Source organism: Bizionia sp., assembly GCF_048259285.1.
GTDB lineage: Bacteria > Bacteroidota > Bacteroidia > Flavobacteriales > Flavobacteriaceae > Algorimicrobium > Algorimicrobium hallyeonense.
The window spans coordinates 68,950-81,890 of the sequence record NZ_JBLXHU010000011.1 but is presented as its reverse complement, the minus strand read 5'-3'; the positions used below and the strand labels follow the sequence as shown (position 1 = coordinate 81,890).

The window sequence follows — 12,941 nt, the reverse complement described above, 5'->3', positions numbered from 1 at the left end:
GGTTTATTTGCTATTATTTATAAAACAAAACCTTAAATTTGCACAATTCAATTTTTGAGTCTCAAGTTATGCTAAATAAACTCGCTAAATTTCTATTTTCAACCCGATTAACGTCTGTATTATTTATTGCTTTTGCCGCCGCTATGGCAATTGGCACCTTTATGGATGCAGGGCAAGAAACATCTCCAACACCTTATAGCCGAAACCTGATTTACAATACGTGGTGGTTTGAAGGTATAATGTTAGTGTTCATAATTAATTTTATAGGAAATATTAAAAAATACCGCTTGTGGCGTTTAAATCAGTGGGCAACGCTTACGCTGCATTTGTCCTTTATTTTAATCATTTTAGGTGCTGGAATTACCAGGTATATTGGTTTTGAAGGTATGATGGCTATTCGTGAAGGCGAAACAGAAAACTCGTTTCTTACCCAAAAAACCTACATCACAGCTTATATAGATGGCGATTATATGGTGGACGGTATGGCGCAGCGAAAAATTGTTGAAGAAGAAGTAGATTTTTCACCAAGATTGGAAAATGATTTTTCTTACGCTACGGATTATAATGGTCAAGATGTAAAATTTGAATTAGAAAAATACATTGGTGGTGCCGAGTTAGATGTGGTTCCAAATGAAACAGGTGATGAGTATTTAAAAATAGTGGAAGCAGGAAATGGTGCACCACATAATCACTTTTTAAAAGTAGGTGAAACACAAAGTTTACATAACGTACTTTTTTCTTTGAATAAATACCAAGAAGGTGCTGTAAATATTACTTATAAAGATGGGGAATTAAGCATTCAATCCCCTTTTGACGGTGAGTATATGACCATGGCCACGGGACAAACGGGGTTATTGGTAAAAGATAGCATACAGCCTCTAGTTTTAAGATCGCGTTACGTTATAGGCAATATGCAAATGGTATTTCCAAAACCTGTTGTTAGAGGTGATTTTGATGTAGTACAAAAATCTCAATTATTACGTGGCGATGAAAATGGTGTGGTTTTAAAAGTTACTTCAGCAGGCGAAACAAAACGGGTTAAATTATTAGGAGGTCAAGGCTATAGTAAACCTTTTGAGCAGGTAAAAATTGGCGGATTAGATATTGCTGTAAAGTATGGTTCTAAAGTATTGGAATTACCATTTAGTATTAAATTGAATGACTTTATTGCTGATAAATACCCTGGAACCGAGAAGAGTTATTCAGCTTTTGCGAGTGAAGTAACGATAATTGATAAAGAGGAAGGCGATTTTAATTATCGCATTTTTATGAATAATATTTTAGATCATCGCGGTTATCGCTTTTTCCAAGCAGGATTTGATCCAGATGAATTAGGAACAAAATTATCAGTAAATCATGATATGTTAGGTACATGGGTGACCTACATAGGTTACATGTTATTATATTTAGGGTTAATGGCTATATTATTTGATAAAAACACGCGTTTTGGCGATTTAGAAAGAAAACTAACAGCCATTAAAAATAAGAAGCGAAATAGATTAAAAACCAAAGTTGCCAGTATTTTAATGTTAGCATTCACGTTAACTAGTTTTGCGCAAGTGCACACACCTGATGATGGACATGGTCATAATAATAGCAGACCAACCAAGGCACAAATTGATTCGGTGTTAGCTGCAAATATCACACCAAAAGAACATGCTGATAAGTTTGGCCATTTGGTGATTCAAGATATTGGTGGACGCATGATGCCTGTAAATACATTTGCGTCAGAAATGCTTCGGAAGTTAAGTAAACACGATACTTATGAAGATTTTGATGCCAATCAAGTATTCTTATCTATTCAGGAAAGTCCATTGCTTTGGTATAATGTACCTATTATATATTTAAAGCGTCAAAAAGCAGATTCTATTAGAAGTCTAATAGGCGTACCAAAAGATCAAGAGTATGTTCCTCTTGTAGATTTCTTCACCCCTGAAGGAAATTACAAATTAGCGCCTTATCTGGAAGAAGCTTACAAAGCTCAAATTCCTAATGGGCATCAAAAAGAATTTAAAGAAACTGATCAACGTGTTAATTTACTATATAACACTATAGATGGTTATGCCTTGCGTATTTTCCCAATTCCTGATGATGAAAATAATAAATGGATATCGTCTGTGGAATTTAGACGTGATGGACATCGTGAAAACATTAAAGATTCACTTTACGGAAATTTCATCAACAATGGGTTTAGCGCGTATTTAATGACATTGAATTTGGCTAAAAAATCTGGCGATTATACAAAAGTTAATGAAATTTTAGAATCTTTTACTAAAACACAGAAAAAGTATGGAAGCGATGTGATGCTTTCAGATGAAAAAGTAAAGACCGAGGTTCTTTACAATCATTATGATATTTTTAAGAATTTGTTTAGCTGGTATATGTATGCGTCAGCATTGATGTTTATTATCTTAATAGTGCAGATTTTTAGAGATAATAATAGAACCATTGCTAAAGTAGTAACCCTTTTCAAGGTTGTCATTCTTTTACTCTTTATATTACACACATTAGGTTTAGCAGTACGTTGGTATATTTCCGGCCATGCACCTTGGAGTGATTCTTACGAATCCATGATTTATGTTGCTTGGGCAACCATGTTTTTCGGATTAGCATTTGGAAAACGAAGCGATTTAACCATTGCAGCAACAGCATTTGTAACGGCCATTATATTAATGGTGGCACATTGGAATTGGATGGATCCAGCTATCGCGAACTTACAGCCAGTTTTAGATAGTTATTGGTTAATGATTCACGTGTCCATCATTGTGGCAAGTTATGGACCATTTGCACTTGGTTTAATATTAGGAATTGTGGTCTTATTTTTAATGATATTCACCACAAAAGACAATAAAGATAAATTACTAATTAATATTAAAGAATTAACCATTATTAATGAAATGGCACTCACCGTTGGTCTAGTGTTATTAACCATTGGTAACTTTTTAGGTGGTATGTGGGCCAACGAAAGTTGGGGTCGCTATTGGGGATGGGATCCAAAAGAAACGTGGGCTTTAATTAGTATTATGGTATACGCCTTTGTTATTCACATGCGTTTAGTTCCTGGATTACGTAGTCGATTTGGATTTAATTTCGCGTCTATTATTGCGTTCTCCAGTATTATGATGACCTATTTTGGTGTGAATTTTTATCTAGCAGGTTTACATTCTTACGCAAGTGGTGATCAGATTGTAAGTGTGAAGTTTATTGCAATAGCGTTTGGTATTGTTGCGGTTATTGGATTACTAGCCTACAGAAAACATGTTAAATTTTACAAAAAATAATCTTAATTAGGTTATGAAGTTGCTAAAAGAATTCAAAGAGTTTGCCGTAAAAGGCAACATGATGGACATGGCCATCGGTATCATAATTGGTGCTGCTTTTAATAAATTGGTAGATGTTTTAGTGAAACAAGTATTTCTACCACCATTGTCTTTGCTAGTTGAAGGTGTTAACCTGTCTGATAAGCGTATTATTTTGCGTCATGAAGTTTTAAACGATGCTGGTAAAACTATTGCCGATGAAGTAGCTATAGGATATGGTGCCTTTAGTGAAGCCTTTTTAGATTTTTTAATCGTAGGTTTCACTATTTTTATAATCGTAAAGTTTCTGAATAGATTGCGTAATAAATCTCAAGACCCGAAAAACAAAACCGTTTCTACGCCTAAAGATATTGAGTTACTCACTAAATTGACTGATTTAATGGAGGAACAGAATACACTAATGAAAAAATCTAAATAGGAGGTAGGTCTTATAATTTAATAAGATCCTTATCCATATTCAAATCGTCCAACATGTCTTGTGTAAATTTGTAATGACCACGACGCGTGATAATTCTAAAACGATGATCTTTCATTCGCGTTAAAACATCTAAAAAACGCCATTTTGATTTTAATAAAATTTGTTCTTCAGATTTTAAGCTAATTTCAAAATAGTGCTTTCTTCCTGCTTTTTCTGCAACTATATTAGGTGTGATTGTGACATCTGAACCTTTTTTATGATATGATTTTGGAGATTCATACCCTTCCATATCGGCTTTGATGTTGTCATAACCTAAATTCTCTAAATAGGTTAAAGATTCTTTTAAAAACGCGGTGCTTTCTTGTAGTTCTGTTGAAGTCATAATCCCAAATATAGTAAAAATTTTGATGTAAATTTTTAAAAATATGTTAAAAACCTGATAATCAATATGATATTTTATTTGTGTTCTATTTTTACTTGAATTTATAATAAGAAACGCAAAAAATGCCTAGCTCATTTTACCCTATTACGTGTAGATTATTTGTAATTTAGTTGTTCAAAAATTTAAGTTATGAAACTTTCAAAATTCGGTATTAATACCATTTGCACACATGTTGGAGAAATTGAAGATAAACAGTTTAAAGGCGCTGTATCACCCATCTATGTTTCTACATCCTATGCGTTTGATGATGTTGATGTAAAACGCTACCCAAGGTATTTTAATACGCCCAATCAGGAACATTTATCTAAAAAAATTGCGGCATTAGAGCACACGGAATCGGCTTTAATTTTTGGTTCAGGGATGGCAGCTTTAAGTGCGCTTTTTTTAACATTTTTAAAATCTGGTGATCATTTAGTGGTTCAAAACACGTTATATGGAGGCGCAAGCCATTTTATACGTGAAGAGTTTCCTAAGTTTGGAATTGAATTCACGTTTACGGACGGTTATGAGGTGGCAGATTTTGAAACTGCTATTCAACCTAATACGAAATTAATTCACATTGAAACACCTTCAAATCCGCTACTTACAATAACCGATATTAAAGCTATTGCTAAATTAGGGAAGGCTCATAATATTCTAACCAGTATTGATAATACTTTTGCAAGTCCAATTAACCAAAACCCAATTGATTTTGGGATTGATATTATCATGCATTCCGCAACGAAATATTTAGGCGGTCATAGTGATATATTGGCGGGTGCTTTAGCCGCTTCTGATGAATTGATAGGTCAAATCTGGCATGTAGCTAAAAACTTTGGAGGAAATTTAAGCGATTATACCGTTTGGATGTTAGAACGTAGCTTGAAAACATTGGCGTTGCGTGTTAAGGCACAAACTAAAAATGCGAACAAAATTGCCAAATATTTAGAGAAGCATCCCGATGTAAAGGCCGTTTACTATCCAGGACTTAAATCCCATCCGCAATATAAATTGGCTAAAGCACAAATGCATGGATTTGGTGCTATGATGTCTTTTGAGTTACAAGACGGTCTGGAGGCATTACAATTTCAGAAACACCTTCAGCTTATTAAATCTTCCATGAGTTTAGCGGGTGTTGAGAGTACGGTTTTATCGCCCTATTTAACATCACATGGGTTATTAACACAAGAGGAACGCGATGCTATTGGTATTAGCAATCAATTAATCCGGTTTTCTGTGGGTATCGAATCAAAAAAGGATTTAGTGGCTGATATTAATCAAGCTATAAAAAAAACAAAAACTAAATAGGTATGAAACTAGATATTTTGGCCTTTGGTGCCCATCCCGACGACGTAGAGCTAGGTTGTGGTGGCACAATAGCAAAGGAAATAGCTAATGGTAAAAAAGTTGGAATAATTGATTTAACACGTGGTGAATTAGGAACTCGAGGAACCGCAGAAACACGCGATGCCGAAGCGGCTGAAGCTGGACGAATTTTAGGTATAACTGTTCGTGAAAATTTAGGCTTTGCTGATGGATTTTTTGTTAACGATAAAAGCCATCAATTAGAAATAATAAAAATGATACGGAAATACCAACCGGAAATGGTTTTATGCAATGCTATTGATGATAGACATATTGATCATGGGAAGGGGAGTGATGTGGTAAGCAATGCCTGTTTTTTGAGCGGATTACTTAAAATTGAAACCACCTTATCGGATACCAATACACCACAAAAGCCTTGGCGGCCAAAACTGGTATATCATTATATCCAATGGAAATACCTTGAACCAGATTTTGTAGTGGATATTTCCGGATTTATGGAAAAAAAATTAGCGGCGGTTTACGCCTATAAAACCCAGTTTTTTGACCCTAAAAGTAAAGAGCCTGAAACACCTATTTCAAGCAAGAACTTTACTGATAGTGTGGACTATAGGGCACGCGATTTAGGACGAATTGTGGGTGTTAATTATGCTGAAGGTTTTACAGTAGAACGGTACCCAGCAATTAATAGTTTGTTTGATTTGAAATAATTTTTCAAAAATACTTTGCAGGAAATAGGAATTAAATTATCTTTGCAGACCTATTAAAATGGTGGTTGTAGCTCAGCTGGTTAGAGCATTGGTTTGTGGTACCAAGGGTCGCGGGTTCGAATCCCGTCTTCCACCCAAAATTATAAAGCCTTTCAGAATTTCTGAAAGGCTTTTTTTGTATACAAGGTTTGCTGTTTTGGTGTGCAACTAATTGTTTAACAGTAAATTAACGAGGTATTTAAACATAAAAAAAGCCTTTTAGTTTATGTCTAAAAGGCTTTTTTATGTTTAATTGACAAGAAGTTATTCTTTTATTTTATCAACTATAATTCTGTTTTCGCGGTTTGCTAGTTCCCACGCCGTATAAAATACCAAACGTGTTCTATTTTCTAACAAATCATAACGGATTTTGTCTGGCGTATCACTTGGTCGGTGATAATCATCATGTGTTCCATTAAAATAGAAAATAACAGGAATATTATTTTTAGCAAAGTTATAATGATCAGAGCGGTAATAAAATCTATTTGGATCATTATCATCATTGTATTTATAATCTAATTCAATGTTCATATATGTTTTATTAACTTCTTCCGAAATATCATGTAACTCTTGACTTAATTTATCACTACCAATTAAGTAAATATAGTTGTCTGCTCCTTCCGTACGTTTCGGGTCTGTACGACCAATCATATCTATATTTAAATTTGCGACAGTATTTGCCAACGGAAAAATAGGATCTGTATCTGTATAGTAACGGGAACCTAAAAGTCCTTTTTCTTCAGCTGTAACGTGCAAAAATAAAATTGAGCGTTTTGGTCTATGTCCATTTTTTACAGCAGTTTTAAAGGCTTCAGCAATTTCAATGATAGCAACAGTACCTGAACCATCATCATCGGCACCATTAAAAATTTCTCCATCCTCAATACCCATGTGGTCTAAATGTGCTGAAAGTACAATAACTTCATCTGGTTTTTCAGAACCTTTAATAAATGCCGCAACGTTTTCAGATATAAACTCATTGGATGCATTTATATATTCTAGATTCATTGGAACCGTTAATGTTTCTGTTTTTGTAGCTGTTTCTATAGTTGGCATGATAGCTTTCGCTAAATCTGTATTTATTAAAAAATAGAACATGTCATCTGCATTACCACGTAAAGACATTCTTCCACTAGAGCCACCAAATCGTTGCGCAGCCATGTCATAAATTTCAGGATAATAAAACAAAACTGCAGCAGCGCCACGCTCTTTAGCAGCATCACGTTTGGCCGCATATTCTTGTCTAAAATTTGACCACTTTGAACTTTCATCAGATCCGCTTATTACATAGTTGCCATCAGCTTTTTTAGGTTCACCAGATCGGATTAAAACCACTTTACCTTTAACAGCTAGATTATTGTAGCTGTTGTAATTTTCATCATCAATGCCATAATCAGCAAAAACAATATCCGTCACGGTAAGGCTTCCATTTTTAGATGTTGAAGCAGAAACGAAATCGTCTATCATTTTATAAGATTTTCCATTAACGGTTAGGTTAACTTTAGGCGCTTCCATAACTTCTAGCGGTACATCTTGAAAATAATTCCCGTCCGCTTTTGCTGCAGGAACATCCATAGTAATGTATTGTTGCTTTAAATATTCCACCGCCATTTTTTGTCCTTTTTCACCTGTAAGTCTACCTTCAAATTCATCAGAGGCATAGGTGTATAACATTTCTTTTAGCTCGGCAGATGTTATGGTATTAGCATACTCCATAGGATTAGCAATCTCGGTAGCTTTTGTAGCTGTTTGCTTTTCCTGTGTTGATCCACAACTAAATGCTAAAAGAGTAGCACTTAGAATAAAAACTGATTTTCTCATAAATTATAAGTAAGTGATGTTAATAAATAACTTTTGTGTTAAAGACAATATTACGAAATAACCTATCATTTCAAAGAAATGCGCATTTACATTTAACAAACTTTAACAAGCTATTAAATATCCTCGTTATGAATTAATTTCTGTTCTTTATTAGCTAAATACCATGCCGTACTAAATATGAGTCGTGCGCGTGTAGCCAATAAATCATATTCAATTTTATCTGGTGTATCTGTAGCTTGATGATAATCGTCATGCTCACCATTGAAATAAAATATGACAGGAATATTTTCTTGAGCAAATTTATAATGGTCAGACCTATAATAATAACGGTTATGGTCACCTTCATCATTGTAGGTGTAGTCTAAATCTAAATGGAAATAGGTGTCATTTATTTTTTCAGAAATAAAATGAAGCTCTTTACTAATTCTGTCTGCGCCAATTACATAGAGATAGTTGGGATTGTCCTCATGTTTTTTATCTATACGACCAATCATATCAATATTTAAATCGACCATGGTTTTGTTTAAGTCAAAAATAGGATTCTCTATATAGTATCTTGAGCCATATAAACCTAGCTCTTCGCCGGTTAGATGTAAAAATAAAATGCTGCGTTTTGGCATAAAACCTTCCAGTGCTGCTAATTGGAAAGCTTGGGCCATTTCCATTAAAGCTGTTGTTCCAGACCCATTATCATCAGCTCCATTAAAAATCTGATCATCTTCAATTCCTAAATGGTCCAAATGTGCAGAAATAATAACAACTTCATCGGGCTTTTCTGAGCCTTTGATGTAGGCCAAAACATTTTCTGTGGATTTGATGTTGTCCGGTAAAAAAGCCTTTGAAATCTCTTGATAATATAAAGAATCTTTTATTGGCGAATAAATGTTTTGAGATTGGTAGTATTCTTTCAGAAAATTGGCTGCTTTTTTCTGTCCAAGTTCTCCTGTTTTTCGTCCTTGAAAATCATTGGAAGCATAAGCTATAAGATGCGTTTTTAATTCGTTAGCGGTTATTGTATTAGCAAAGCGCATTACTGTAGCACTATCCGTAAGTTGAATATTGTTTTTTATGTTTTCAATTTTAGTTGAATAACGAGTTGTGGCACAAGAACCAACTAATGTAAGTGCCGAAGCAATAACAAATCCTTTCATTTATAGCTATTTAGCCTATAAATAAAACAAAAAAAAAGATAATACCGAAGTATTATCTTTCTAAACTGTGGGAAATTATAATAATTATATTTATAAGTCAATATCTTCTCCATCCACATCTTCAAATTCAACACCTTCCAAATCGATATCTTCCAAATCCATATCTTCCATGTCCTCGATATCCAAATCCTCTAAAACCTCTATAGCTTCTTCTTCAGATTGTTGTTCTGTAAGTTCTAATTGTTCTGTATTACCAACTTCCGATGTATCAAAAATAGCCTTGTAAATAGAAATGGATAAAGCAATAATAGTTAGGAGGAAGGCCAGTTTTATGGTGTGTTTGGGTTTGTTTTTTTTATTGGACAAATAGAAGCCAATTAAACCCAAAACAAGTGCAAGTATAGCAGGAATAAATGCCAAGTTTGAAACTGGTAAAACGGATAGAATAACAGCAAAAGCCGCTGAAATTAAACTTAAAATTATAATTAGTATTCTCATGTTATTTTAATTTTTTAATCCCGTAGCAGATTTTATTTTTAATTCACCATTACCAACGGCTATTTTAAATTTAGCGTAAACAGGTACTTTATTAGCATCCGCGGTTAACCACAATAAATTATCATTAGAGCCTTTTAAAACCGAACTATTGTTAACAGAAATTCCTAGTTTGTAACACGTTTTTTTACCAATGGCGGTATTAATCGTTTCGGTTCCTAAATACACCACTGAAATTTTAAATTCTTTATTATCAAAAATTACAGTTAAAGGAAAGCTTTTGCCTGTTGTTGCTTGCTCTAAATTTAAATTACGCATTTTGTATATAGTGGTTACAATATCATTGGTGGAGCTACCTATATTTATGCTTTTCTTTTCTTCCCAAATAGTCCCATCACCACGTCGTTTTTTCTTGATGCTTTCAACTGTATTTGTTTTATTTTTAAATTTATACTGCATTGCTTTGTAATAACCACCTTCGTTAATATCACGCTTATGTAAATAAGGTGTTAAGGTTTTAGGACTTACGTAGCTTTCGTATAAATCACGAATTTTAAAAAAATTATCCCATTTGCTATAAGTGGTTGCTGTTGTTTTTAAACGCAATAGCGTAACTTTTGATGTCTTTACAAGGCTAGTCTCCATGGTTACTTCAGCTAAATCGGTCATAATGCCAGACATGTTGTAAGCTGCAGTAAACTTTAAGCTTTCGTTCATTGAAATGGCTGTATTTTGTGAATAGCCGACAGACGCAACAAAAAGACTTAAAATGAAAAAATATTTAAACATATAATTTTTAGTTTTTAGTATAACGAAGGTAATAACATTTATTGTGCCGAAAGTAAAATGTTAGAAAAAAAGTATAATCAGATTTGGTAGAACCTAATTGTTAAAGTTTTCATAATTACATTATTATCTGAATGTTAGCGTTTTGATTTCAATATTGCCGAAAAATAATTGTGGATAAACATGAAATAATCGACAAAACGCTTGTTTTTTTCGTTTAATTGCATAAATTTGTGATATTAAACCCCAAAACCTATAACATGAAATCTAAAATTACTTTGTTTTGTTTAACCTGTCTATTGATGACAGGCATTGCATCTGGCCAGAATAAGGATGCACCTAAAAGTATTATCAGTCAAGATGTTGGTATTTCTAAATACCATGACAGAAAGGAACTGGAGCAGATGCAAAAAGGTGTTTTGTTAGGACTGTATAATGAGCGAATTGAAATTATTATCAAAATTCTACCTTATATAGCATTTGCAACAAAGCCTGGCGTTACCATGTCTACCTTTGGTATTCCAGATACGAAAGACAATAGAACTGCTTTAGATACTCAAATAGACGCTACTAGGGATTACTTTTTAAGTACTATGGATTTTCAGAATAAAATTCTACCCTATTCGGACAGATCTAATTTAATAGCGGCGATTTTGTTTTATGAAGAAACTTTAAAATCTTTACATATATATAGCGAAAATAATAGATTTTAATATAGGCTATTTTAAAGCGGTATTATAATCTAGATTGCTATTATCAAAGCAAAGCTAATTAAGCGCATATTTTCTCAAACAAATTTTCTGTTAGACAATAACTATATTATAATTAAATGTTAGTTTTTAAAACAGTATCATATTTGTAGGAAAAAAACTTCAAAAACATGTTCATTTGTGCATTTTGTCGTTATTATTTGTGTTTAGTGGAATTTATTTATATGTTTGGTATATAATAAAAAGAATATTTATGATTAATAAATAACTATTTTAACTATGAAAAATTTGCCCCAACTCTTACGCATTTTTTTATTAGTGTTTTCCAATTCCTACTCCCAACAAGAGAAAGGTATTATTGGCACTGATAACTGGTTAAATTCTTGGACAGAATTTAAACCAGATTTAAATGAATATGGTGAAGCCACCGAGATTTTAACCGGAACCATTTCAGCTGATACAAAGCTTAGCAAAAAAAACACTTACATGTTATTAGGTAATGTTTTTGTTACCAATAACGCCACTTTATTTATTGAGCCTGGAACAGTTATAATAGGAGACTTTAAATCCAGTGGTGCTTTAATTATTACTAAAGGTGCTACAATAATTGCTGATGGTTTGGAAACCGATCCTATTGTTTTTACTTCTAATAGAAGTGTGAAAAAAGCAGGCGATTGGGGAGGAATCATTATTCTAGGCGATGCACCAATTAATAAATTTGGTAATGGATCTTCCGTAAATTACGATTTTAAATCAGCCTCTTATGACCATGTTAGCTATGGTGGAGAAAATACTGAAAGCAATTCCGGTATTTTGCGCTATGTACGAATTGAATATGCTGGTAAAAAGTTAAAGAGCGGTGAGAATTTTAATGCCTTATTGTTGGCAGGTGTGGGAAGCCAAACTATTTTAGAAAATATTATGGTTAGTTTTTCAGCGGGTAATTCATTCGATGTGTATGGCGGGCAAGTTAATATAAGTGAAGCTGTATCTTATAAATCTGAAAAAATAGATTATAACTTTAATTATGGAGCTCAAAGTAATTTATACAATTCATTAGCTGTTAGGTCATCTTACGTTTCTAGTCCAGATGGATCTAGATGCCTAAACGTGGCATCCTTTAAAGATGATAAATCAGAAATCGATTTTTCTAAAAAGCAAACTTCAGTACTTGCAACAAACCTAACATTTATCAACGCTAGTAGTAACTTGAAATCTGAAATCGAATTAGGCCTGGTTAAAGAAGCTATTTTTATTGATGAGTTGGCCGAACTAGATATGAATAAAAGTGTCATCTCTGGATTTAATCCAGCTGTGCTTTTAGCAAATAAGATGAAAATTAACAGTGAAACGTTAGACAGGATAAAATTTACTGAAATGTATTTCAATAACTGTAATGGAAATATTTTCACGGAATATAAATCTAATAATGAAGATTTAGAGAGTTGGTATGGAAATAGCAGTTTCTTTAATGTGTATTCAAAAGGATTGGATTCTGAAACCTTTATTGATTTACAAAATTCTAGAAGGCCAGATTTTAGACTGCGAATAAATAAAATTATAGCATCCAATGATGATTAGAAATTTAGTTTATTTATGAATCTTCTTTAGAAGGTTCATTTTTATTAATCCTAAATTATTTTAAGCCCCTCAAACGTGCAAACACAGTGTTATATAAATCATTGTTTTTGTACCGACTACCAATAAATAAAGCGTATGGATAAAACTACTTTTGTAAAAAATTCCT

At 33.2% G+C, this 12,941-nt stretch carries 11 protein-coding genes and 1 tRNA gene; 7 read left to right on the top strand and 5 right to left on the bottom strand.

The genetic code is table 11. The features are described from left to right. Nucleotides 1-68 precede the first annotated feature (68 nt). Both ccsA and mscL read left to right on the top strand, forming a co-directional pair. Nucleotides 69-3,281 (top strand): cytochrome c biogenesis protein CcsA, encoded by a 3,213-nt coding sequence (ccsA, locus tag ACN0QX_RS07575; protein ID WP_417196099.1) that lies wholly within the window; start codon nucleotides 69-71, stop codon nucleotides 3,279-3,281. Between the two features lie 13 nt (nucleotides 3,282-3,294). Then, nucleotides 3,295-3,738: a large conductance mechanosensitive channel protein MscL gene (gene mscL / locus ACN0QX_RS07570; RefSeq protein WP_248400206.1), complete on the top strand. Its 444-nt coding sequence runs from the start codon at nucleotides 3,295-3,297 to the stop codon at nucleotides 3,736-3,738. Between the two features lie 10 nt (nucleotides 3,739-3,748). Here mscL and ACN0QX_RS07565 read toward each other — a convergent pair whose 3' ends face one another. Further along, nucleotides 3,749-4,120 (bottom strand): hypothetical protein, encoded by a 372-nt coding sequence (locus tag ACN0QX_RS07565; protein ID WP_248400204.1) that lies wholly within the window; start codon nucleotides 4,118-4,120, stop codon nucleotides 3,749-3,751. A gap of 189 nt (nucleotides 4,121-4,309) precedes the next feature. Between ACN0QX_RS07565 and ACN0QX_RS07560 the strand changes: the two genes are divergently transcribed. The 3 genes from ACN0QX_RS07560 to ACN0QX_RS07550 all read left to right on the top strand — a co-directional run bounded on the left by ACN0QX_RS07560 (nucleotide 4,310) and on the right by ACN0QX_RS07550 (nucleotide 6,328). Then, nucleotides 4,310-5,467 (top strand): trans-sulfuration enzyme family protein, encoded by a 1,158-nt coding sequence (locus tag ACN0QX_RS07560; protein ID WP_248400202.1) that lies wholly within the window; start codon nucleotides 4,310-4,312, stop codon nucleotides 5,465-5,467. A gap of 2 nt (nucleotides 5,468-5,469) precedes the next feature. Then, nucleotides 5,470-6,192, top strand: coding sequence for a bacillithiol biosynthesis deacetylase BshB1 (bshB1, locus tag ACN0QX_RS07555; protein ID WP_248400200.1), 723 nt, complete (start codon nucleotides 5,470-5,472; stop codon nucleotides 6,190-6,192). A 60-nt stretch (nucleotides 6,193-6,252) separates the two neighbouring features. Beyond that, nucleotides 6,253-6,328, top strand: a tRNA-His gene (locus ACN0QX_RS07550). 167 nt (nucleotides 6,329-6,495) lie between these two features. On the opposite strand, the gene ACN0QX_RS07545 is transcribed toward ACN0QX_RS07550, so the two are convergent. From ACN0QX_RS07545 to ACN0QX_RS07530, 4 genes are all read right to left on the bottom strand, one after another. Next, nucleotides 6,496-8,052, bottom strand: coding sequence for a M28 family peptidase (locus ACN0QX_RS07545; RefSeq protein ID WP_248400198.1), 1,557 nt, complete (start codon nucleotides 8,050-8,052; stop codon nucleotides 6,496-6,498). Between the two features lie 113 nt (nucleotides 8,053-8,165). Then, nucleotides 8,166-9,203 carry a M28 family peptidase gene (locus tag ACN0QX_RS07540; protein ID WP_417196095.1) on the bottom strand — a complete coding sequence of 346 codons (1,038 nt, stop codon included), beginning with the start codon at nucleotides 9,201-9,203 and terminating at the stop codon, nucleotides 8,166-8,168. Between the two features lie 90 nt (nucleotides 9,204-9,293). Beyond that, entirely contained in the window at nucleotides 9,294-9,701 is a 408-nt protein-coding gene (locus ACN0QX_RS07535; RefSeq protein ID WP_417196093.1) for an FUSC family protein, read from the bottom strand. 6 nt (nucleotides 9,702-9,707) lie between these two features. Beyond that, the gene (locus tag ACN0QX_RS07530; RefSeq protein WP_248400192.1) at nucleotides 9,708-10,487 is read right to left on the bottom strand and encodes a DUF3108 domain-containing protein; all 780 of its coding nucleotides are present in this window, start codon (nucleotides 10,485-10,487) and stop codon (nucleotides 9,708-9,710) included. Nucleotides 10,488-10,744: 257 nt separating this feature from the next. Between ACN0QX_RS07530 and ACN0QX_RS07525 the strand changes: the two genes are divergently transcribed. Together ACN0QX_RS07525 and ACN0QX_RS07520 are read left to right on the top strand one after the other, a co-directional pair. Further along, a complete protein-coding gene (locus ACN0QX_RS07525; protein ID WP_248400190.1) occupies nucleotides 10,745-11,197 on the top strand; it encodes a hypothetical protein in 453 nt (150 codons plus the stop codon). Between the two features lie 276 nt (nucleotides 11,198-11,473). Beyond that, complete coding sequence (locus ACN0QX_RS07520) at nucleotides 11,474-12,775, top strand: hypothetical protein (RefSeq protein WP_417196090.1); 1,302 nt, start codon at nucleotides 11,474-11,476, stop codon at nucleotides 12,773-12,775. The last annotated feature ends 166 nt before the right edge of the window (nucleotides 12,776-12,941 follow it).

What these genes read in the sequence shown, in the direction of transcription:
- ACN0QX_RS07540 (WP_417196095.1), bottom strand. Translation starts at nt 9,203, where the DNA reads ATGAAAGGATTTGTTATTGCTTCGGCACTTACATTAGTTGGTTCTTGT.
- ACN0QX_RS07565 (WP_248400204.1), bottom strand. Translation starts at nt 4,120, where the DNA reads ATGACTTCAACAGAACTACAAGAAAGCACCGCGTTTTTAAAAGAATCT.
- ccsA (WP_417196099.1), top strand. Translation starts at nt 69, where the DNA reads ATGCTAAATAAACTCGCTAAATTTCTATTTTCAACCCGATTAACGTCT.
- ACN0QX_RS07545 (WP_248400198.1), bottom strand. Translation starts at nt 8,052, where the DNA reads ATGAGAAAATCAGTTTTTATTCTAAGTGCTACTCTTTTAGCATTTAGT.
- ACN0QX_RS07525 (WP_248400190.1), top strand. Translation starts at nt 10,745, where the DNA reads ATGAAATCTAAAATTACTTTGTTTTGTTTAACCTGTCTATTGATGACA.
- ACN0QX_RS07520 (WP_417196090.1), top strand. Translation starts at nt 11,474, where the DNA reads ATGAAAAATTTGCCCCAACTCTTACGCATTTTTTTATTAGTGTTTTCC.
- ACN0QX_RS07535 (WP_417196093.1), bottom strand. Translation starts at nt 9,701, where the DNA reads ATGAGAATACTAATTATAATTTTAAGTTTAATTTCAGCGGCTTTTGCT.
- bshB1 (WP_248400200.1), top strand. Translation starts at nt 5,470, where the DNA reads ATGAAACTAGATATTTTGGCCTTTGGTGCCCATCCCGACGACGTAGAG.
- mscL (WP_248400206.1), top strand. Translation starts at nt 3,295, where the DNA reads ATGAAGTTGCTAAAAGAATTCAAAGAGTTTGCCGTAAAAGGCAACATG.
- ACN0QX_RS07530 (WP_248400192.1), bottom strand. Translation starts at nt 10,487, where the DNA reads ATGTTTAAATATTTTTTCATTTTAAGTCTTTTTGTTGCGTCTGTCGGC.
- ACN0QX_RS07560 (WP_248400202.1), top strand. Translation starts at nt 4,310, where the DNA reads ATGAAACTTTCAAAATTCGGTATTAATACCATTTGCACACATGTTGGA.